The organism is Herbaspirillum autotrophicum, assembly GCF_001189915.1.
In the GTDB taxonomy this organism is placed as follows: domain Bacteria; phylum Pseudomonadota; class Gammaproteobacteria; order Burkholderiales; family Burkholderiaceae_D; genus Herbaspirillum; species Herbaspirillum autotrophicum.
Genome location: NZ_LFLS01000032.1, coordinates 1 through 21,976, shown reverse-complemented (window position 1 = coordinate 21,976; position 21,976 = coordinate 1). Strand labels below are relative to the sequence as shown.

The window sequence follows — 21,976 nt, the reverse complement described above, 5'->3', positions numbered from 1 at the left end:
GAGGCGTGATCTGCACAAAATTACTATAATCGTGACAAACCACTGACCAGGAACTGCAATGACGACCAAAGATGCTGTTTTGACTTCTGCCACTCAACGAGCCCAGTCTGGCGCCCTGCCCTACGCCGGCGCCGTGACGCCGCAAGAAGCATTTGCTTTGTTGCAACAAGACCCCGGCGTCAGACTGGTTGACGTGCGCACCAAAGCAGAGCGGGACTGGATCGGCTTCCCGACGCTGCCGGCGTCTCAGCAAGTGGCGGTGCAATGGAATCTCTATCCGGAAAGCACGCCCAATCCGGCCTTCCTTGAGCAACTGGCGCAGGCTGCGCAAAAGAATGAAACGCTGCTGTTTCTTTGCCGCTCCGGCGTGCGCTCACGGCATGCGGCCAAACTGGCAACCGAAAACGGCTACCTGCATTGCTTTGACATTCTGGAAGGTTTTGAAGGCAACAAGGATGCCGCAGGCCATCGCAAGACCGTCGAGGGATGGTGCCATGCCGGCCTGCCGTGGACCGGTGCCTGAAATACGGATCTCAGCGGTAAGCCAGCAACTGCTTGCCAAGTTCCCGGACCTCTGCCGATAACGTCTCCGCTGGCACCGGCGTGGTCTGGGCCGCCAGCATCTCCAGCCGCACCAGTGTCTCGACGATGGCATGTGCATCCATGGTAAGCGCGGCGCCTTTCATGCGATGCGCGAGCCGTCTGACCGCACTCAGATCGCGGCGGGTCACGGCGTCATGCAGGGCATTGATATCGTCGCGAGAAGTGCTGCGAAACAGTGCCGGCAAATCGACCGCACGCACTTCTGCAATCGACAATGGCGGCACGGCCTGCACATCGAAGTCACACCACAGCGCCAGCATTTTTTTCAGTTCTTCTGCCGGCAACGGTTTGCCGAGCACGCCATCCATGCCGCTGTCCAGGCACAGTTGCATGTGCTCGGCATCGGCTTCCCCCGAAATGGCGATGATCGGCGTATAGGGCGCGTCCCCTTTCCGTTCTCTGAGCCGGAATTGCCGGGCGACTTCGTAGCCGTCCAGATCCGGCATCTGACAATCCAGCAAGACCAGATCGAAGCGGTAGGTTGCCAGTACCCCGAGGGCCGACGCGCCATCCGATGCCGAGGTCACGCCACATCCCAACTTTTTGAGCTGGCGATCTATCGCGAAGCGACTCGTGGCCGAATCATCGACCACAAGAACCGTCGGGTGGGTTGTATTGAATAGACCGCTCATGTTCACGGGTGCCTTATAAATCCTGCAATTGGTTCTCGATCTTGAAAAGCTCGCTGTCATTGCGCACGCCGAGTTTGCGAAATGCCGATTGCTTCTGACCGCTGATGGTTTTGACGCTGCGGGCAAATTTTTCGGCGATCTCGGTCACCGACATGCCGTCCAGACAACAGCGCAACACTTCCCGCTCGCGCGGTGACAATTCCGAATTCTGCGTCAGCGAATCGGTGGTGATGTTGTCGCCTCCGGTTTCCGTATTGTCGATCGACAGCATGGAAGACAGCTCGGCCGCCATGGCCGCATTCAGATGAACCCGTCCCAGCGCCACCGTGCGCACGGCAGCCACCAGCTCCGACAACTCCTGCTCCTTGCCGACAAAGCCGCGCGCGCCGGCACGCATGGCAAGCGCTACCGTGGCCGGATTGTAATGCGATGAAGACACCAGGATTTTGCTTTCCGTGAAACGGACCTTGAGGGCACGAATAAGATTCAAGCCATCGATATCATTCATGCCCAGCGAATAATCGATCAACAGCACATCGGCGGGTGCCGCCCGCAATGCCGCCATCATGTCCTTGCTGGTGGCATAGGCGCCGATCACGCTGAAGTCTGACTCATCCGTCAAACGCGAAACCAGACCATGACGTACTACCGCATGATCGTCCAATAATGCAATCCGGATCGGCTTGATTGCTGTCCATGTCATCACGGCGTCCTTTATCCAGGCTCTCGTTAAAAAAATCTGCGGATGCATCACCGCCGACGTCCCCTGCACAGACATGTCGCAGACATGCCGGTGCACCATCAGCCACAGGCTGCCGGGTGCTGCAAACGCCCCCTGCCGTATTGCGATCACAGCGCCTCAGGCGTTCATCAGGTTACCGCTGAACAAACGATTGGCACCAATATTGGTAAGGAAATCCCCTTGCATCATCGGCTCGGCGATGGCCCCCTGCCCGCAGTTGCATCCCAGAGCCTGCAAGGCTTCCAGTTGCCCGCTGTTTTCTACCCCCTCCGCCATGACTTTGATATTCAGTCTTCTGGCAATGTCGATGATGGATTCGATCATTACCTTGCATGGCGTTTGTCGCGACAGCTGATCAACAAAATAACGGTCAATCCGGATTTCGGTAAATGGCATTTGCGACAATAGTTTCATGGTCGACAAGCCGCTGCCGAAATCGTCAATCGCCACCCCGAAACCTTTGATGCGCAAACGGTTCAGGGAAGCCGCCAGTTTCAGTGCCTGACTTGGCAGGTCATTTTCCGATACGCCTATCGTCAGCAACGACGGCCGCAGCTGGTATCTGCTCAGACGCTCACTCAGGTAATCTGCGATTTCCGGCACTTCCAGCGTCAATGCCGAAGCCTTTACCCAAATCGGAATATTACAACCGATTTTTTGCAACTGCTGTTGTGTCTTAAACACATGATTGACAGTACGATAAAAAAGCATCAGCCCCAGCCCCTGCTGCTCGATCAACGTCACGAATTTTTCCGCCGTCTGCGTGCTGAAGCGCGGATGATTCCAGCGCACCATGGCTTCGGCGCCGATGATTACCCGGGTATCCAGTGACACCTGCGGCTGGTACAACACCTCGAACTCGCTGGTGTTGCAGATCACGCGCATGATGTCATCTTCACTGATATCGATGTCGCGGCTGCCGCCATCGCGCAGCTCGGTCACCAGCGGCCGGCACGCCGGCTCAAGGCGATAACGGACCTGATCCGCATTACGCCACGCCAGTGCGGCTCCGATCAACTCCTGCAACGCTTGCAATGCCAGCGGCTTGGCCACGCCTTCGACAAATTCAAACCCGGCCGAACGCGCCATTTGCATATGCGACGCGCGGACGCCACAGTCCAGCGCACTCATCCAGACCAACATCGGCATCGGCGTTCCCGCCGACGCGGACTGGGCATGCTCAACCTGGGCCAGCACAAATTGCGGACCATCCATATTCGGCATGCCGATGTCGCAAAAAATCAAATCGGCCGGCTGCTCCTTGAGCATCACCGTCGCCTGCAAACCGTCTTCGGCTTCACGCACATTGACGGCGCCCAGCATGGCCAGCATCCCCAGTGCGAATGCGCGTTGCAGTGGCTGATCTTCAACCACCAGAATCGACAAGTCCGCTATCGTATACATTTTCCCTCTCACCATTTATTCCTGCTGCCAATCCGGCATGTAGTTCAGGCCTGCATTGTCTTTCCCATCCCGGTCAACGTATATGAGAATTCTCTCAATTGCGGCCGCTGTCGCGGCGCGGCGTCAGCCAGAAAGAAAAAATCATCGTTTCTCCGTGAGCCCGCACAAAAATCCGACCGCACCGCGCCGGGTGCAAGCGGGCATGTGGCTGACCGCCACTGGCCTCCCGGCATGCAATGAATTTGTGACGCTTTGCTACCAACCATCCCGGCGCTTCAGCAAAATGTCAGCAGAGTATGAAAAACTCCGAGGGAAGCACCTCGTTGCCGGCTGATCTGGCGCATTACACTTTATTACACCTGCCCCGCACCAGCCTGCGCATACTGATCCGGCAGCCATTATCACTTTCCCCGACCAAGAAAAAAATCATGCCCGTTTCGCTCAACACTACGGTAGTGCGCGTGGCACTTCTGGCGCTCTGCGGTTTCAGTTCGATCGCGCAGGCGCAGGCCCTGAATCCGCAGGAACAAGCGCTTCATGTATTGAACCGGCTAGCATACGGACCACGCCCGGGCGACGTCGCCGCCGTCGAAAAAATGGGCGCCCGCAACTATATCGACGCGCAGTTGAATCCCCAGCGCATTCCCCTGCCGCCCGAGTTGCAAGCCAGACTGGACGGCCTTGCCACCTACCAGCTCAGCGCGACGCAACTCTACGTACAGTATGGACCGCCGTCATTTCCCGGCAAAGATGCCAGCCCGGAAGAAAAAAATGCGGCACGGCAGCGTGCCGCCCGCGACATCACTCCGCAAACACATCTGGCACGCGTATGGCTGGCGACCGAAAGTCCGCGCCAGTTGCAAGAAGTCATGACCGAGTTCTGGCTCAATCACTTCAATGTATTTGAAGGCAAGGAATGGGTGCGCTACTGGACCGGCGACTACGAAAAAAATGCAGTGCGTCCGTATGCCCTGGGAAATTTCCGCGAATTGCTGGGCAGCGTGGTACATCATCCGGCCATGTTGTACTACCTCGACAACTGGCTCAGCAGCGGCGCCAACACGCCCGATGCCAAGGGCCGCTTCAAGGGTCTCAACGAAAATTACGCGCGCGAACTGATGGAGCTGCATACGCTCGGCGTCAACGGCGGTTACAGTCAGAATGACGTGATCACGCTGGCACGCGTGCTGACCGGCTGGACCATCAATGAGCGCGGCATGCAGCAAGGCGCAACACCGTTTGCCTTCAATCCGCGCCGGCACGACAATGGCAGCAAGCAATTTCTTGGCAAACCGCTGGCAGTCAATGGCTATCAGGAAGGTGAAGCGGCGCTGGACATTCTCGCGCACCACCCGGCCACGGCCAGATTCATCGCCGTCAAGTTAAGCGAGTATTTCGTTTCCGACCAGCCGGACCCGGCACTGGTCGATAAACTCACGCAAAGTTTTCTGAGCAGTAACGGCGACATCAAGACCGTGCTGCACACCTTGTTCAACAGTCCGCAATTCTGGTCACGCAGCAATTACCAATCGCAATTCAAAACACCGTATCAGTACGTCATCTCGACATTGCGCGCGACGGCCACACCGGTGGTCAATATCAAACCGGTTGATGGCGTGCTGCGGCAATTCGGCCAGCCACTGTATGGCTGGCTGACACCCGAGGGCTACAAGTATTCGCAAGAGACATGGCTGACGCCGGATGCGATTCTGCGCCGGATCAATTTCGCCAACAGCCTGAGCAATGGCAAGTCGCCGATTGCGCGTCCGGAAAACACACCACCGGCAGCGGATGTGGCACCGATCAGTACCGCCGCGCTGGAACAAACCCTGACGCCGATATTGAGCAAAGAAGACGCGGATACCGTGGCGGCCGCGCCAGTCAATCTGCAAACCGGCCTGATTCTCGGCGGGCCGGCTTTCATGAAACGGTAGGTATCGTATGAATCGTCGTGACTTTATTCGTTTTGTCGGCGCCGCCGGTGGCAGCGGGATACTGATTCCAATCGGCTTGTCCGGATGCGCCGTGGCACCAGCCACCACATCGGCGCGCACCAATACCAGCGTGAATGCACCGCTGGCGTATGGCTCGCCCAGGCCAAGAGCACATGCTGCCGGCGATGGCACGCCGCGCATGATCGTGGTCTTCTTGCGGGGCGCCGTCGACGGTCTCAACGTCGTTGTGCCGCACGGCGACCGCGAGTATTACCTGGCCCGCCCCGGCATTGCAGTGGCACGTCCCGGTCTGCCCAACGGTGCGATTGATCTGACCGGCTATTTCGGTTTGCATCCGGCGTTGCGCAGCCTGCATCCGTATTGGGAAGCAGGCCAGCTGGGCTTCGTGCATGCCTCTGGCTCACCGGATGGATCGCGTTCGCATTTCGAAGCGCAAGACTATATGGAAAGCGGCACGCCCGGTCAGCACAACACCCGCGACGGCTGGATGAATCGACTGCTCGGCTATTTGCCGGTGTCGGACTCGCCGGTGCAGGCACTGACCCTCGGTGAAGCGCTGCCACGCATCCTGAGCGGCAGACAAGTGGTCGCCAATCTGCCGACCGGCCGCGATGCCGCGCGGCCGACGTTGATTGATCAACCGCGTGTCAATCAGGCGTTCAACAAACTGTATGCAAGCGACGACACGCTGGGCAAAGCCTATCGTGACGGCCTCGCGGCACGCAAGGAACTGATATCGGAAATGAGCAGCACTGAACAGCAAATGGCCAACAATGGCGCACCGTTGCCGAATGGCTTATCCATCGACACTGCCCGGCTGGGCCGCCTGATGCGTGGCGATCCGCGCATCCGACTCGGCTTCCTCGCCGCCGGCGGCTGGGATACCCATGCCAATCAAGGCAACGGCTCCGGCCAACTGGGCAACCGGCTGGCGCCGCTGGCCGACGGACTGGCGACGCTGGCGCGTGAACTAGGTCCGGCGTTCAACGATACGGTGATTGTGGTGCTATCTGAATTCGGTCGCACGTTCCGTGAAAACGGCAATGGCGGCACGGACCATGGTCATGGCAATGTGATGTGGCTGCTGGGAGGAAATGTGCGCGGCGGCCGCATTCACGGGCGCTGGCCGGGACTCGATAAAAATGCGCTGAACGAAGGCCGCGATCTGGCGATCACGACCGATTTTCGCAGCGTACTGGCGAGCATCGCGGAAAAGCACATGCGCATTCCGGATGCCGCGCTGCAAAAAACCTTTCCGCAATTTCCGGTCAGCGGCCATGCACTGCCGGAAATCCTGATCTGACGCCGACTGCGTCAGGTCTGCTCTACTCTGCTTCTTCAATCCAGGCGGCCTGAATTGCCTCCAGAATCTTTTCTCCGGAATGATTCGGGTCGTCGTCAAAACCATCAAGCTCCAGCACCCATTGCCGCAGATCGGTGAAGCGAATCATCTTCGGATCGACATCCGGAAACTTATCGTTGAGATCTTCCGCAATCCGCTCAATATCAGTCCATTTCATAGCTGCCTCACTTATAGGTAACGTCGCCGGACGGAGAATGCTCAGTGATTTTCGCTGGCGTGATTAATGGTGTACTTCGGGATTTCAACCACCAGATCGTCGTCACCGAGAATCACCTGACAGGACAACCGCGAATTGGCTTCCAGACCCCAGGCCATATCCAGCAAATCTTCTTCCTTGTCGGTCGGTTCGCCAAGTGTTTCGAAGCCTTCCCGAATCACTACGTGACAGGTGGTGCAGGCGCAGGATTTTTCGCATGCATGTTCAATGTCGACATCATTGCCGAGCATGGCATCACACAGGGACTTGCCAGCAGGCGCGTCGATCACGGCGCCGTCGGGACATAACACGGCATGGGGGAGTATCACGATTTGGGGCACGGCATTTACCTCGGTACTTGTTGGCAGTTCAATCAGTCAGGAGTGAGGTCACTCAATCCCGGTTATATTTCATCCAGTTTTTTTCCAGCCAGCGCGGCATGCACGCTGCGGTCCATGCGGCGCGCCGCAAACTCTTCGGTACCGTGCGCCAGCGCATCCACCGCCGCCTTGATAGCCAGATGATCTGCGCCCTGCGCCTGTGCGCGAACCGCTTCTATCAATTGCGCGATGTCAGCGCGCTCGGCGGCCGACAACAACGCGCTGTCGGCGTCCAGTGCCGACTGCGTAGCCAGCACAATGCGCTCGGCATCAACCTGCTCTTCGCGCAAGGCACGCAATTTCATATCTTCATCGGCGGACTGGAATGAGTCTTGCAGCATTTTGGCGATCTCATCATCGGCCAGTCCATACGATGGCTTGACCGTGATCGAGGCTTCCACGCCGGAAGTCATTTCGCGTGCCGACACCGACAGCAACCCATCGGCATCGACCTGATAGGTCACCCGGATGCGGGCAGCTCCGGCGGCCATCGGCGGAATGCCGCGCAGTTCAAAACGCGCCAGCGACCGGCAATCGGCGACCAGCTCGCGCTCGCCTTGCACCACGTGCACGGCCATCGCGGTCTGACCATCCTTGAATGTCGTGAATTCTTGCGCACGCGCACAGGGAATCGTCGAGTTGCGCGGAATGACTTTTTCGGCCAGCCCGCCCATGGTCTCGATACCGAGTGACAACGGAATCACATCCAGCAACAGCCAGTCATCGCCGGCAGCGCGGTTGCCGGCCAGCAGATTGGCCTGGACGGCAGCACCGAGCGCAACCACCTTGTCCGGATCGATATTGGCCAGCGGCGTGGTCTGGAAAAACTCACCGACCGCCTTGCGTACATGCGGCATGCGGGTAGCGCCGCCGACCATCACGACGCCATCGACGTCATCCACGGTCAGGCCGGCGTCGCGCAAGGCTTTCTTGCTCGGCGTCAGGGTCTTGTTGACCAGGTGCTGGGTAATTTCGGTAAATACGGCTGCGGTCAGTGTCTGATGAATCGCTTCACCAGAGTTGAGCACGGCGTCAATCAGCGTTTCCGATTTGGTCGACAACAATTCCTTGGTTTCGCGCGCCTTGACCATCAGAATTCGGGTATCTTCGTCGGACAGCGGCGCCAGTTGTTCCTGTTCGCAGATCCAGCAGAACAGACGGTGATCGAAATCGTCACCGCCGAGCGCCGAATCGCCGCCGGTCGACAACACTTCGAATACGCCCTTGGACAATTTCAGGATCGAGATATCGAAGGTGCCGCCGCCCAGATCGTAGACCGCGAAGATACCTTCGGAGCCATTGTCCAGGCCGTAAGCAATTGCTGCGGCGGTAGGTTCATTGAGCAAGCGCAAGACATTCAGTCCGGCCAGTTGCGCCGCATCCTTGGTGGCTTGCCGCTGGGCGTCATCGAAATAGGCCGGCACCGTGATCACCGCGCCGACCAGATCATCGCCCAAGGCATCTTCTGCCGTTTGTCGCAGCGTCGCGAGAATTTGCGCGGAAATCTCTACCGGGCTCTTGACGCCGGCCACTGTCTTGAGCTGCACCATGCCCGGCGTATCCTGAAAATCGTAAGGCAGATTTTCGACATACGCGATATCTTTCAGGCCACGGCCCATGAAGCGCTTGACCGAGACAATCGTATTTTTCGGATCGGTGGTTTGCGCGGCCTGCGCCTTGTAACCGATGTGGGCATTCCCGTTCGGCAAATAGCGCACCACCGACGGCAGCAACGTGCGTCCCTCTTCGTCGGTCAGCACTTCGGGAATGCTGTTGCGCACAGTGGCGACCAGCGAATTGGTGGTACCCAGATCAATCCCTACCGCCAGCCGATGTTGATGCGGTGCGGTGGACATGCCCGGTTCGGAAATTTGAAGAAGCGCCATAGAGTATGTTTATTCCGGTAATGCGATGCGAATGCCTAATCCGACAAACGCACATCCGGCCAATCGATTCAACCACGAAGCAGCATGCGTACGGCGCTGGAAATACGCACCGACGATGCCGGAAAAAAAGGCAATCGCACTAAAGATCAGCAATGCCTGCAAAATGAAAACGATTGCCAGCAACAACATCTGCGCGTCGACATGACCGGCTTCGACGTGGACGAATTGTGGCAGGAACGCGATGAAAAACAGCGTCACCTTGGGATTGAGCATATTGGCGATCACACTTTGCCAATAGATACGCGACAACTTCAGGGGCGCCATCAGCGCCGCCGACGACAGGCTGGCGGCAGCACGCAAGGTGCGCACGCCAAGATAGATCAGATAGGCAGCGCCGGCATAGCGCAAGGCATCGTAAGCTGCCGGCCAGGCCTTGATGATGGCGGCAAAACCGACGACCGCCAGCAGCGTATGCAATAACAAGCCGGAGCAGAATCCGGCGGCGGCCGTCAGGCCTGCTGCACGTCCCTGCGCCACGGCGCGCATCAGCACGTAAATATTGTCCGGGCCCGGCGCCAGGGTCAGCGTGACGGCGGCAATCAGAAACAGGAAAATATCAGGCATGGGCGCGGCATCATTCTTCGATCATGGCGAACACGTCGCCAATCTCTTGACCAAATTTTTCCAGGAACATCAACTGTCGCACCAGTTTGGCGGCAGCAGTGAAATCCTCTGCATCGAACGCAACGGCGATCCGTTCCATTTCAGCTTTGCGTGCGTTCTTCAGTGCCGCGTCCAGTTGCTCCAGCGCCGCCATATCCTTGCCGGCCTTGGCGTCGTCCAGCTCTTCGCGCCATTCCATCTGCTGCATCAGAAACACCGGCGGCATCGAGGTATTCGACTCCGTCTGCAGATCGACGCCGTGCAACTCGCACAGATAAGCAGCGCGCTTGAGCGGATTTTTCAAGGTTTGATAGGCTTCGTTGGCGCGTGTCGCCCATTGCATGGCAACCCGTTTCTCGGCACCGGTCGCTTGCGCAAACTTGTCCGGGTGCGCCTGATTCTGCACTTCGTGATATGCACTCTCCAACGCTTTCATGTCGATGGCAAAGCGTTGCGGCAAATGAAACAGCACGAAGTGATTTTGCATGAGATAAAAAAATAAAAGCCTGTTTGTATGTCAACAGGCTTGGCAGAGCAACTTTTGAAGGCTATCGCGGACGATTCTGGCTAAGCACTGAATAATGGATGCCGCACACGCGGCACCGTCAATCTATATGCGGAAGCTTTCGCCACAACCGCACTCATCCTTGACGTTCGGGTTCTGGAACTTGAAACCTTCGTTCAGACCTTCGCGCGCAAAATCGAGCTCGGTACCATCAATATAAGGCAGACTTTTCGGATCGACGAACACGCGAATGCCCCGCGATTCGAACATTTGATCTTCCGGCGTTTCCTCGTCCACGTATTCCAGTTTGTATGCCAGACCGGAACAACCCGTGGTGCGCACACCGAGACGCAGGCCAATGCCCTTGCCGCGCCGTTCCATGTAACGGCTGATGTGTTTTGCTGCCTTTTCAGTGAGTGTAATCGCCATGATGCCTGCCTTTTCTGTGCTGCTCTTCATTCGCTGCGGGCGGTTGTGCCAACCGCTCCGCACCGGCAGTTTCCCGCCGGCGTTCAGCGCTTGTTACGCCGCTGCCTTTTGTTCGACGTCGCTGTGCTTGGCCTTGTAATCCTGCACCGCAGCCTTGATCGCATCTTCTGCCAGAATCGAGCAGTGGATCTTGACCGGCGGCAATGCCAGTTCTTCGGCGATCTGGGTGTTCTTGATCGTCAATGCCTGATCCAGCGTCTTGCCCTTGACCCACTCCGTCACCAGCGATGACGAGGCAATCGCCGAACCGCAGCCGTAGGTCTTGAATTTTGCATCTTCGATCACGCCATCGGCACCGACCTTGATCTGCAACTTCATCACGTCGCCGCATGCAGGGGCGCCGACCATACCAGTACCGACAGTGTCATCGCCCTTTTCAAACGCGCCGACATTGCGTGGATTTTCGTAGTGATCCAGAACTTTTTCAGAATAAGACATTTTGCTGCTCCTTGATGAGATGAGCCCGGCTACTCGCGAGGCGCGTTATCTTTTAATGTGCTGCCCACTGGATCGTGCTGATGTCGATCCCATCCTTGTACATATCCCACAGCGGCGACAATTCGCGCAGCTTGCCGACCTTGCTCTTGATCAGGTCGATGGTGAAATCGATATCTTCTTCAGTAGTGAAACGGCCAATCGTGAAACGGATCGAGCTGTGCGCCAGTTCATCGCTGCGGCCGAGGGCACGCAACACATACGATGGCTCCAGGCTGGCCGAGGTGCATGCCGAACCTGACGAGACGGCGATATCCTTGATCGCCATGATCAGCGATTCGCCTTCGACATAATTGAAGCTGACGTTCAGGTTGTGCGGTACACGGTGATCCATGTCGCCGTTGATGTAGGTTTCTTCGATTTCCTGCAAACCCTTGGCCAGACGATCGCGCATGGCGCGGATGTGTTCCAGTTCGCTCGTCATTTCTTCACGGGCGATGCGGAATGCTTCACCCATGCCGACGATCTGGTGCGGCGCCAGCGTGCCGGAACGCAAACCACGCTCATGACCGCCGCCGTGAATCTGTGCTTCGATCCGGACGCGTGGCTTGCGGCGGACATACAACGCGCCGATACCCTTCGGACCGTAAGTCTTGTGGGCCGAGAAACTCATCAGGTCGACCTTCAGCTTTTCCAGGTCAATCTCGACCTTGCCGGTGGCCTGCGCTGCGTCGCAATGGAAAATGATGCCCTTCTTGCGGCAGAATTCACCGATTTCTGCGATAGGCTGAATCACGCCGATTTCGTTGTTGACCATCATCACCGAAATCAGGATGGTATCGGGACGGACCGCTTCAGCGATCTGCTCAACCGTTACCAGTCCGTTGTCCTGCGGTTGCAGGTAAGTCGCCTCGAAACCCTGACGTTCCAGTTCACGCACGGTATCGAGCACGGCCTTGTGCTCGGTCTTGATCGTGATGATGTGTTTGCCCTTGGTCTTGTAGAACTGCGCCGCACCCTTGATGGCCAGGTTGTTGCTCTCGGTGGCGCCCGATGTCCAGATGATTTCGCGCGAATCGGCGTTGACCAGTCGGGCGACTTCTTCGCGCGCATCTTCGACCGCCTTTTCCGCCGTCCAGCCATACATGTGGCTGCGCGAAGCAGGATTGCCGAATTGCTCACGCAAAAACGGAATCATCTTGTCGGCTACGCGCGGATCAACCGGGGTAGTTGCCGAATAGTCAAGATAGATAGGAAAATGGGGCGCCTTGATGGTGTCCAACAGGCTTTTTTCCAGAGGTGCGTTCATTTGTGTTCTAGCTCCAATCAAGCCGCTGCGTGAGGGCGGTGCATTACAACCACGCTTTGTTCGGTATGCCTGTGTTCCGGATTTTGCTGATCAACCAAATCCTGTAGCGACACAGAGTCCAGATATTCGACCATCTTTTCATTCAGGGTAGACCACAGATCATGTGTCATGCAGCGGGTGCCGCCGGGATGCTTGACACTGTGACAATTTTCCTTGCCGCCGCATTGCGTCGCGTCCAGCGGTTCATCGACTGCAATGATGATGTCCGCCACCGAAACGTCCGCAGCCTTGCGCGCCAGGTTGTAGCCGCCGCCGGGACCGCGCACCGACTCTACAATCTGATGGCGTCGCAGCTTGCCGAATAATTGTTCCAGATATGATAAAGAAATTTCTTGTCGCTCGCTGATCGCGGACAACGTGACCGGTCCATTGCCCTGGCGCAAGGCCAGATCAATCATCGCAGTCACAGCAAAACGGCCTTTGGTGGTTAAACGCATGAAATCTCGACTCCAGAAACAATGTTCAGACCCAACTCCCTGAATTCCCGAATAATTGCGTCAAGTATAGCAAACTTGAGTAAATCTGTCAGGTACTCGAAATTGCTGTTGCGGGTGATGCACGGCGACCGCGTGCGCGAATGAAAACGTCCAATGACAGAGCACCGGCGAACGCCGGTGATTGCCGGAAAACGCTGCGCAGCGCTTCCGGTCACGATTGCCTCAGATATCCGAGACGACCTGGTTCTTGCCGGCCTGCTTGGCCCGGTACAAGCATTGATCAGCGAGCTTGATCAATTGAATCGGTTCTTCGTTTTGCTGCGGCACAAGCGTTGCAGCACCGATACTGACCGTCATCCATTCCGAGATGACCGAACCGGCATGCGCCAGATGCAGATTTTCAATATCGGCACAAATTTTCTGCGCCGATGCCAGTGCGCCCTGCGCATCGGTCGACGGCAGAATCACGGCAAATTCTTCGCCGCCAAAACGCGCACTCATGTCAGCCGGACGCATGGTGCCGGAGTCGATGGTGCGCGCAATCTGCTTCAAGGCATCGTCGCCGGCGACGTGACCGTAACCATCGTTGTAGAGCTTGAAATTATCGACGTCGATAATCAACATCGACAATTGCAATTGCTCGCGCTTGGCACGGCGCCATTCGGCGCTCAGGTAATCATCGAAATAACGGCGATTGGCGATGCCGGTCAGGCCATCGGTATTGGTCAGGCGCTGCAATTCGAAATTGCTTTGCTGCAATTGCTGCTGGCTTTCGCGCAAGGCACGGTAGGCCGCATCACGCTGCAACAGATTGATATAGGAGCGCGAGTGATAGCGGATGCGCGCAATCAGCTCGATCCGGTCCGGCAGTTTGACCATGTAATCGTTGACGCCGGACGCAAATGCATCACGCTTGATTTCCGGATCTTCCTTGCTCGACAACACAATGATGGGAATGTCGCTGGTGATCGGATTGGCGCGATACTGGCGCGCCAGCGTCAAGCCGTCCATGCCGGGCATCACCAGATCCTGCAGGATCACCGTCGGCCGCGTTTGCTCGGCAGTCCGCATGGCATCCTCGGCGCGCGAGCAAAAATGAAAATCGATATTGGGCTCATTCATCAACGCACGGCGAATTGCTTCGCCGACGATGGCCTGGTCATCGACCAGCAGCACCATGATTTTGTAATCTTCTTCCGATCGATTCGGCCCCGGGCCGTTTTCGGTCAATTCTAAAGATTTCATTATTATTCCTTTATCTCTGAAAAACATACCAGGAGTTTTCTGGCAATGCCGGTTACCGGCACAACGTCCACGGCGGCGTTGAGTTCCGCTGCTGCCTTTGGCATTCCATATACCGCACTGCTTTCCTGGTCTTGCGCAATCGTGTAATACCCTTTGTCCCGCATCGCCTTCAGACCGTCCGCGCCATCGCGCCCCATCCCCGTCAGCAACACCCCCACTGCCTGACCGCGCCAATAGCGCACCACGCTGTGAAAAAATACATCGATCGACGGATGATGCACGTCCTCCGCCGCCTCCGGCACATAGCCAAGCGTGGTGCCACTCTTGAATTTCAAATGACTGCTGGTGCCGGCCACCAGTACCTGACCGGCGCGCGGCTGATCGCCCTCTTCCGCCAGACGCACCGGCAAGACCGTTTGCTGACTCAACCAGTGCGCCATGCCATTGGCAAACGCTTCGCCGATATGCTGGACTACAATCACGGCCGCCGAAAAATTCACCGGCAATGCCCGCAACACTGTCGCCAGTGCTGCCGGTCCGCCGGTCGATGCACCAATCGCAATCAGGCGCTCCGGCACTTCGCCAGCGCTGCGTTCGCGTCGTGTGCGCTCGGGTGGCACTGATACGCCTACCGGCGCCCGCGGCAGCACTTTTGGCGATGGCAAGTAAGCGCCCTGACTGATGCGCTGACCAATCGCATCGATCTTCGCCATCAGCGATACTGCGCCGCGCTTCATGTCGCCCGATACCAGTACCGGCGTATCCACGGCATCGAGCGCGCCATAGCCCATCGCTTCATAAACCTTGTTGGCGCTGGCGCCGACATCGACCGTGACGATCAGGATCGGACATGGCGTCTTGCCCATGATGCGGCGGGTCGCCTCGACGCCATCGACCTTGGGCATAACCAGGTCCATCAAGATCAGATCCGGCTGCTGCCACGCGCACATATTGACCGCCTGCTCGCCGTCGCCGGCAATCCATACCACCTGATGTTCCGGCCGCGTAGCCAAAATCCGCCGCAGCAATTCGACTGCCATCGGGGTGTCATTGACGATGCCGATTTTCATTTTCCTGCCTCGCCAATCAGGTCCGTAACTGCCTGCAACAACGTTTCGTCATGAAAACTGCTCTTGGTGAAATAGTAATCAGCGCCGGCATCCATACCGCGCTGACGATCTTCTTCGCGGTCCTTGTAGGACACGATCATGACCGGCAGCGATTGCAGATTCGGCGCCTTGCGAATCAGCGACACCAGTTCGATGCCATCCATGCGCGGCATATCGATGTCGGTAATCACCAGATCGAAACTCTCGGTACGCACAGCGTTCCAGCCATCCATGCCATCGACTGCCACCACCACCTGATAACCGCGATTGGTCAACAGCTTGCGCTCCAGTTCGCGTACCGTCAATGAATCGTCCACCACCAGCACCCGTTTGCGCTTGCCGGCTTCGGCGCCGCCATTGCCATGACGCATGGTTTCCAGCTTGCCGGCCGAGGTCAGTTTTTCCACCGAACGGATCATGTCATCGACATCCAGGATCAGCACCGGTGCGCCATCTTCCATCAGTGCGCCGGCCGAGACATCCGGCACTTTGCCGAGACGGGTATCGAGCGGCTGCACCACCAGCATGCGCTCACCGAGGAAGGCATCGACCGCCAATCCATAGGTGTGTTCATGATTGCCGATCACCACCACGGCCACCGTGTCACCGTGCTGCTGAAACGCACCGACCTGCAGAATCTGACTGGCGCTGACCAGTCCGATCTGACGGCCCTCGAAGGTAAAGTGCTGATACCCTTCCAGCATGGACAACTGATCCTGCTGCAACTCCAGCGTCCGATTGACGTAGGCCAGCGGGAATGCATAAGGTTCGTCATTGATCAGCACCAGCAAACTGCGGATCACCGACAGCGTGAGCGGCAGCTTGAGCTGAAAGCGCGTGCCCTGGCCCGGATTATTGGTGATATCAATCGTCCCGCGCACTTGCTTGAGCATGTTGTGCACCACATCCAGACCAACCCCGCGTCCGGATATTTCGGTGACCGTATCGCGCATGGTAAAACTGGGCAGCAGCAGGAATTCCAGCAGTTCCGATTCGCTCATCAGTTCGACCGTATCCTGATTCGCCAGCTTGCGTTGCACAATGGTCGCGCGCAAATGATCCAGATCGATGCCGCCGCCATCATCACTGACGTTGACCAGCAGCATGCCGGCGCTGTGACGTGCTTCCAGCGTGACCACAGCCTCTTCCGGCTTGCCGGCGACATCGCGCTGCCATGCCGGTTCGATACCATGATCGATTGCATTGCGCAGCAAATGACCCAGCGGCGCATCGAGTTTTTCCAGAATGTCGCGGTCGATCTGGGTGTTCTCGCCAATGATTTCGAGCCGCACCTTTTTGCCGAGCGAATGACCGACATCGCGCACCATGCGCGCATAGCCGCCGGTGCCGTCCGAGAACGGCCGCATGCGGCACGCCAGCGCCTCGTCATACAGGCGTTGCGACAGATTGACCGAGCGCCGGTCGAACGCTTCCAGATCACTCAACTGATCGGCCAGCATATGCTGGCATTGCGCCAACACATCGCGCAAATCGTTGATGACAGTTTGGGTGCGTTCATCCAGCGCCATCGTCGCCAACTGCTGATGCAAGGTATCCAGCGTCTGTCCGGCATGCCGCTGCTGACGCTTGAGTCGCAGCATGGAGCCGGCAAACGGTTTCAGCCAGCGCGATTCGACCAGCGATTCGCCGGACAGGCTCAGCAAGCGATTCAGATTGTCTGCCGTGACCCGCAGCACGCGGCCATTGTTTTCGCGCAATTCATCCGGCAGCACCCGGCTCAATTCCGGTTCGGCATCACCGGTTTCCGCCATGGCGTTGCCGAGGTCGGAAAGAAAGCGTTCAATTTCCAGCTTGCCGGCCTGCTCCACCCAGCGTTCATCATTGCCCGGCGGATTGGCGACCCGGTTCAGCAAATCCACGCCTTGCAGCAAGGCATCGATCTGGGGACGGCGCAAGGTCAGCTTGCCTTGCTGTGCCAGCACGAAACAATCTTCCATGGCATGCGCAATGGTCACGCCGCCGCCGAGTTCAATCGTGCGCGCCGCGCCCTTCAGTGAATGCGCCGCGCGCATGCAGGATTCCAGCAAGTCGGCCGAAGTCGGATGACGCTCCAGCTCCAGCAAGCCCTTGTTCAATACCTCCGACTGGGTTTCCGCTTCCAGCCGGAACAAGTCGAGCATCGACATGTTTTGCAGATCAACTGAACTCATGTCAGGCTCCGGTTCAGTGCGTAAAACAGCAACTCGCAATCGATCAGGCCGACGCTCTTGTTATTCCAGTCGACAATTGCCTGGGTATAAATTGCAGTGGCATGGGCCATGGTGGTGGGAATTTCGCGCAAGCTGGAAGTAGCGTAGCGCTGAATGCCGAATACTTCGTTGACCGGAAACACCAGCGTGTGGCCATCATGCTCGACCACCAGCAGCCGTTGCTCCTGCGCGGCAGCCTGGGCCGGCGCTGCCAGACCCAATACCTGCGACAGCGAAACGCACAGCGTCAGTGAACCTCGAATATTGGTTAATCCCAGAATCATGCCGGATTTCTGATGCGGCAAAGTATGAATCGGACGCGTGGCGCTGACCTCACTGATCACCGCTGTCGGCAAGCCGAACCATTCATCGGCGACCCGGAAAATCAATACTGAACCATCAAGCTGCAATCGCGATGCCGACTGTTCAACCGGTGCCGCCAGATAATCCGCATCGCGCACATCACTGTCCTGCACCATCCGGTCCAGCAACAGCGCGGCCGCATTCATATAGGTGGGGCAATTCAGACAGCGCAGATGTTTTTCCAGCTCCGGGCAAGTATTGTCGCCACGTACGCCGATCTGATTCCAGCAATCATGGATGTCGCGGCTGTCTGCGGCCAGTTCAAACGGCGCCGCCGCCGGATCAAAGAGGGTGAGCGCGTCAGGCATCTTGCTGCTCCTTCAGACGCTGGGCGCGGCGCATGATGCGTTCGGCACCGCTGTGATCGCCCTGCATTTCCATCAACGCTGCCAAATGTTCCAGCGCTTCCTGATGTGACGGCTGCAGATAGATCGCCTTGCGGTACTGCTGAATCGCCGCTGCCGAGTCATCCCGGGCGTCACTGATCAGGCCCTGCAAATAAAAGGCATCGGCACTCGGGCCATGCGCTTTCAAATGGGCCGCGCACAGATCCGCCGCTTCATTCAAGCGTCCCTGATCGGCCAACTGCAAGGCGTGCTGCAACTGGCCGGCGGTCTTCTGTTGCGGCTGCACTGCCGCGACTATCGGCTTGCGTACTGCCGGCATCCGCACCACGGCAGTTTTGTGCGCCACGGCTGGCGGTGCACTGCGCAGCGGTGGCGAACTGGCACGCTGCACGCTGGCCAGCTTGACCTCGGCGCGCTTCTTGCGGAAAGCAAACGCCAGCGGGATGGCGGCCGACTCCAGGGTATTGCGCAACATCAGACCGGCTTCTGCCGGGCCGACGAAAATGGCGCCGTCTTCCTTGAGCAATCGCTCCAGCACCAATACTGCCTTTTCCTGCATGGGGCGGTCGAAATAAATCAGGACGTTGCGACAAAACACGAAATCGTAGGGTGCTTCCGTCGCCAGAAAATCCGCCGCGAACAAATTGCCATAGCGGAACCGAACCTGTTTTTTGACCGCATCATCCAGCACGTAATGCGCTTCCTGCGGCGTAAAGAATCGATCGCGGTAGTCCAGCAATTTGCCACGGAACGAGTTGCGGCCATAAATGCCCGCCGTCGCAAACGCCAGCGAGCGGTTGCAGATATCAATTGCATCAATCTGAAAGCGCGCTGCCGGCATGCCGGCCTCCAGCATGCCCATGGCGATGGAATACGGTTCTTCGCCGGTGGAGCACGGCAGGCTCAGGATGCGCAGGGGCCGTTCGGGCGTGTTCATCATCAGTTCCCGCGCCATCGCCGCGACCGCAATGATGGCTTCTCGATCACGGAAAAACCAGGTTTCGGGAACGATCACCAGTTCGATCAATTCCTGCAACTCGACGGCATCGCCATGCAACGACAGGAAATAGGCATTCTGATCGAGCAAGCCGAGCGCTTCCATTCTGGTCTGCACTGCGCGTTCGATCAGCGCCGGGCCGACCGAGGCGACATCCAGCCCCATGGTTTGCTTGAGCAAGACGGCGAATTGGCTCATGTGATTGCGCCCATCGGAAACAGTTGCTCGCGTACTTCGTCGCTCAACAGCTGATCAATTTCGACCCATTGGATCAGACCGCGCGTATCCTGCATCACCGGTCCCAGATAGGGAGCAGCATCATTACCGAGACCGTAAGGCTGGAATGCGGCGGCATCACTGCGCAGTGTTTCGGTGGCTTTTTCGGCGATGATGCCGAGCAGGTGCTGCTGGTCGGGATAATGCACCAGGATGATACGGGTCCCCAGACTTTGCCGCGCCGGACGCGACAACGCCAGCATGCTCATGTCCACTACCGGCACATGCACGCCGTGATAATTGAAGATGCCGGCCACCGCCGCCGGTGTGCCGGGAATCTGTTTCAGACGCACCAACGGCAACACCGCAGCGACCCGCCTGGCATCCAGCGCATAACGATCGTCACCGATCTGAAACAACAAAAAAAGCATCATGTCCATGCAAGCAGGCATCAATTGATCAAAGACAAACCGATCACGGAATTGATCATTGGATTTTTACCGGATCGACGTTACATCTGTTGCGTGTGCTGCGTCGTCCGCGTTCATTACACCTTGAAACGCGACACGCCATTGCGCAATCCGTTGGCGACCAGATTCAACTCGTCGATGGCCTGACTCGATTGCTGCAGGGACTCCACCGTTTGCTGCGCGGCTTCGCTCAACTGCACCAACGCCTGATTGATCTGTTCGGCGCCGGTCGCCTGCGCCTGCATGCCTTCGTTGACTACCTGAAAACGTGGCGCCAGCGCCTGCACCTGCTGGATGATCTGGGACAACTGACTGCCCACTTGCTGCACTTCCGACATGCCGCGTCGTACCTGATCGGAGAATTTATCCATCCCCATGACGCCGGCCGCCACCGCAGACTGGATTTCCTTGACCATGACTTCGATGTCGTAGGTTGCCACCGCAGTCTGGTCGGCCAGACGCCGGATTTCAGTCGCCACCACGGAAAATCCGCGGCCGTACTCGCCGGCCTTTTCGGCTTCGATGGCGGCATTCAATGACAACAGATTGGTCTGATCCGCTACCTTGGTAATGGTGGTCACGACCTGATTGATGTTACCCGCCTTTTCATTCAGGATCGCCAGCTTGCCGCTGACCGAGCCGGCGGCGTCCATCACGCTTTCCATCGTATCTTCCATACGCGTCAGGCTGGCCTGACCGCTGCCGGCCAGCGTTGCGGTCTGTTCCGACACCAGCGACACTTCGCTCATGGTGCGTACCAGATCGCGTGAAGTGGCAAAAATCTGGCGCGAGGTAGCGCCGATTTCAGTGGTAGTCGCAGCGGTTTCCGAGGCAGTTGCCTGTTGTTGTTTGGAGGTGGCGGCGATCTCCGTAACCGAGGACGACACCTGGGTCGAGGATTTCTGCGCCTGCCCAACCAATGCCGTCAGTTCATCGGTCATGCGGTTGAAACCGGACGCCAGATCGGCAAACTCATCACTGCGCTCCAGATGCAGACGCTGCGAAAAATCACCGGTGCGCATGACATCCAGAATCGCGATCAGACGCTGCATCGGGATGGTAATCGCACGCAGCAGGAAATAACCGCACACCAGCGCTATCAGCAAGGCGACCACAAATGCAAACAACATGCTGGCCTTGGCCACGGCCACGGCATCCATGATGCTGGTCGAGGAGCGGTCGGAAGACTCCTTGTTGGTTTCCACCATTTTCTGGGTCAATGCATAACCACTGCGCCATGCTGGTCGCAGTTGCTCACTGACGATCTTGTGGATGGCGTCTTTCTTGCTGCCTTCCATCTTCAATATTTCCGTCACCAGCGAACGGTAGACATCGCGCTGCCGTTTGAAGTCTTCAAAAATGGCGCGGTCTTCGCTGCCATGAATGGTCTTGTCGTATGCATCCTGCAACTGGTTCAGGCGCTCGCCGTTTTGCTTGAGCAAGGCGGTATCGGCCTGACGCATTTCCTCGGTATCATCGAGCTCGAAGATTTGCTGGCCAAGCATGTAGTTCTCATACCAGGCCGCATTGATCATGGTCGAATAATACAAACCCGGGGTCGAATCTTCTTTGAAACTGATCGCTTCACGTTGAATTTCAGCCAGCCGGGTATAAGCGACTGCCGCCATCAGCGCCATTACGGCGAGAATAACGCAAAAACTCCCAAGTATCCGCCGCTTGATGGTCCAGTTTTTCATGCTTGAAATGATGTCGAGTTGTTTGGCGGTAGCGTACCCTACTTGTGAGAATTTGGTAACCAAAGCATGCGGCAAATGCCAAGATAATTTCGCCAATTACCCTGCATTTTCTGCATACGCCGACCATCTATTGTCGTTACGTCAAGTTTATCTCCGCATATCGAAACCGGGGCATCAGTCCGGCATTTGCAGGGCCGGCCGTCATCATGAAAAGCCTTATTGCACTCAAAATTCGTCCCAGTCATCGTTGTTGATGCGAGGTC

At 57.5% G+C, this 21,976-nt stretch carries 22 protein-coding genes; 3 read left to right on the top strand and 19 right to left on the bottom strand.

Features of this window, described 5'->3' with window-relative positions:
* Positions 1–58 precede the first annotated feature (58 nt).
* Positions 59–523, top strand: coding sequence for a rhodanese-like domain-containing protein (locus AKL27_RS20935; protein ID WP_050464808.1), 465 nt, complete (start codon positions 59–61; stop codon positions 521–523).
* A 10-nt stretch (positions 524–533) separates the two neighbouring features.
* Here the strand turns inward: AKL27_RS20935 and AKL27_RS20930 are convergent, their stop codons facing one another.
* The 3 genes from AKL27_RS20930 to AKL27_RS20920 all read right to left on the bottom strand — a co-directional run bounded on the left by AKL27_RS20930 (position 534) and on the right by AKL27_RS20920 (position 3,381).
* Positions 534–1,235, bottom strand: a complete 702-nt coding sequence (locus AKL27_RS20930; protein ID WP_050464807.1) for a response regulator — start codon at positions 1,233–1,235, stop codon at positions 534–536.
* Between the two features lie 13 nt (positions 1,236–1,248).
* Entirely contained in the window at positions 1,249–1,938 is a 690-nt protein-coding gene (locus tag AKL27_RS20925; protein WP_050464806.1) for a response regulator transcription factor, read from the bottom strand.
* 156 nt (positions 1,939–2,094) lie between these two features.
* Positions 2,095–3,381, bottom strand: coding sequence for an EAL domain-containing response regulator (locus AKL27_RS20920; protein ID WP_050464805.1), 1,287 nt, complete (start codon positions 3,379–3,381; stop codon positions 2,095–2,097).
* A gap of 428 nt (positions 3,382–3,809) precedes the next feature.
* Between AKL27_RS20920 and AKL27_RS20915 the strand changes: the two genes are divergently transcribed.
* Positions 3,810–5,315: a DUF1800 domain-containing protein gene (locus AKL27_RS20915; protein ID WP_050464857.1), complete on the top strand. Its 1,506-nt coding sequence runs from the start codon at positions 3,810–3,812 to the stop codon at positions 5,313–5,315.
* A 7-nt stretch (positions 5,316–5,322) separates the two neighbouring features.
* On the top strand, positions 5,323–6,639 hold the full coding sequence (locus tag AKL27_RS20910) for a DUF1501 domain-containing protein (protein ID WP_050464804.1): 1,317 nt from the start codon (positions 5,323–5,325) through the stop codon (positions 6,637–6,639).
* 22 nt (positions 6,640–6,661) lie between these two features.
* Here the strand turns inward: AKL27_RS20910 and iscX are convergent, their stop codons facing one another.
* The 16 genes from iscX to AKL27_RS20830 all read right to left on the bottom strand — a co-directional run bounded on the left by iscX (position 6,662) and on the right by AKL27_RS20830 (position 21,713).
* A complete protein-coding gene (gene iscX, locus AKL27_RS20905; protein WP_050464803.1) occupies positions 6,662–6,856 on the bottom strand; it encodes a Fe-S cluster assembly protein IscX in 195 nt (64 codons plus the stop codon).
* A 41-nt stretch (positions 6,857–6,897) separates the two neighbouring features.
* Positions 6,898–7,236 (bottom strand): ISC system 2Fe-2S type ferredoxin, encoded by a 339-nt coding sequence (fdx, locus tag AKL27_RS20900; RefSeq protein ID WP_050464802.1) that lies wholly within the window; start codon positions 7,234–7,236, stop codon positions 6,898–6,900.
* A 62-nt stretch (positions 7,237–7,298) separates the two neighbouring features.
* Positions 7,299–9,161, bottom strand: a complete 1,863-nt coding sequence (gene hscA / locus AKL27_RS20895) for a Fe-S protein assembly chaperone HscA (RefSeq protein ID WP_050464801.1) — start codon at positions 9,159–9,161, stop codon at positions 7,299–7,301.
* Positions 9,162–9,170: 9 nt separating this feature from the next.
* Positions 9,171–9,785 carry a LysE family translocator gene (locus AKL27_RS20890; protein WP_050464800.1) on the bottom strand — a complete coding sequence of 205 codons (615 nt, stop codon included), beginning with the start codon at positions 9,783–9,785 and terminating at the stop codon, positions 9,171–9,173.
* Between the two features lie 10 nt (positions 9,786–9,795).
* On the bottom strand, positions 9,796–10,311 hold the full coding sequence (gene hscB, locus AKL27_RS20885; protein WP_050464799.1) for a Fe-S protein assembly co-chaperone HscB: 516 nt from the start codon (positions 10,309–10,311) through the stop codon (positions 9,796–9,798).
* A 123-nt stretch (positions 10,312–10,434) separates the two neighbouring features.
* The gene (iscA, locus tag AKL27_RS20880; RefSeq protein WP_050464856.1) at positions 10,435–10,758 is read right to left on the bottom strand and encodes an iron-sulfur cluster assembly protein IscA; all 324 of its coding nucleotides are present in this window, start codon (positions 10,756–10,758) and stop codon (positions 10,435–10,437) included.
* A gap of 93 nt (positions 10,759–10,851) precedes the next feature.
* Positions 10,852–11,256: a Fe-S cluster assembly scaffold IscU gene (gene iscU, locus AKL27_RS20875; RefSeq protein ID WP_050464798.1), complete on the bottom strand. Its 405-nt coding sequence runs from the start codon at positions 11,254–11,256 to the stop codon at positions 10,852–10,854.
* 52 nt (positions 11,257–11,308) lie between these two features.
* Positions 11,309–12,562, bottom strand: a complete 1,254-nt coding sequence (locus AKL27_RS20870) for an IscS subfamily cysteine desulfurase (RefSeq protein WP_050464797.1) — start codon at positions 12,560–12,562, stop codon at positions 11,309–11,311.
* A 17-nt stretch (positions 12,563–12,579) separates the two neighbouring features.
* Positions 12,580–13,059, bottom strand: coding sequence for a Fe-S cluster assembly transcriptional regulator IscR (gene iscR, locus AKL27_RS20865; protein WP_050464796.1), 480 nt, complete (start codon positions 13,057–13,059; stop codon positions 12,580–12,582).
* A gap of 222 nt (positions 13,060–13,281) precedes the next feature.
* Complete coding sequence (locus tag AKL27_RS20860; RefSeq protein WP_050464795.1) at positions 13,282–14,304, bottom strand: GGDEF domain-containing response regulator; 1,023 nt, start codon at positions 14,302–14,304, stop codon at positions 13,282–13,284.
* A gap of 2 nt (positions 14,305–14,306) precedes the next feature.
* The gene (gene cheB / locus AKL27_RS20855; RefSeq protein WP_050464794.1) at positions 14,307–15,374 is read right to left on the bottom strand and encodes a chemotaxis response regulator protein-glutamate methylesterase; all 1,068 of its coding nucleotides are present in this window, start codon (positions 15,372–15,374) and stop codon (positions 14,307–14,309) included.
* Entirely contained in the window at positions 15,371–17,584 is a 2,214-nt protein-coding gene (locus tag AKL27_RS20850) for a hybrid sensor histidine kinase/response regulator (protein WP_050464793.1), read from the bottom strand. The genes cheB and AKL27_RS20850 overlap by 4 nt, the downstream gene beginning before the upstream one ends.
* Complete coding sequence (locus AKL27_RS20845) at positions 17,581–18,294, bottom strand: chemotaxis protein CheW (RefSeq protein ID WP_050464792.1); 714 nt, start codon at positions 18,292–18,294, stop codon at positions 17,581–17,583. Before AKL27_RS20845 ends, AKL27_RS20850 begins: the two co-directional genes overlap by 4 nt.
* The gene (locus AKL27_RS20840; RefSeq protein ID WP_050464791.1) at positions 18,287–19,528 is read right to left on the bottom strand and encodes a CheR family methyltransferase; all 1,242 of its coding nucleotides are present in this window, start codon (positions 19,526–19,528) and stop codon (positions 18,287–18,289) included. Before AKL27_RS20840 ends, AKL27_RS20845 begins: the two co-directional genes overlap by 8 nt.
* Entirely contained in the window at positions 19,525–19,980 is a 456-nt protein-coding gene (locus tag AKL27_RS20835) for a chemotaxis protein CheW (RefSeq protein WP_198156034.1), read from the bottom strand. The genes AKL27_RS20840 and AKL27_RS20835 overlap by 4 nt, the downstream gene beginning before the upstream one ends.
* Before the next feature lie 113 nt (positions 19,981–20,093).
* Positions 20,094–21,713: a methyl-accepting chemotaxis protein gene (locus AKL27_RS20830; protein ID WP_050464854.1), complete on the bottom strand. Its 1,620-nt coding sequence runs from the start codon at positions 21,711–21,713 to the stop codon at positions 20,094–20,096.
* Positions 21,714–21,976: the final 263 nt, after the last annotated feature.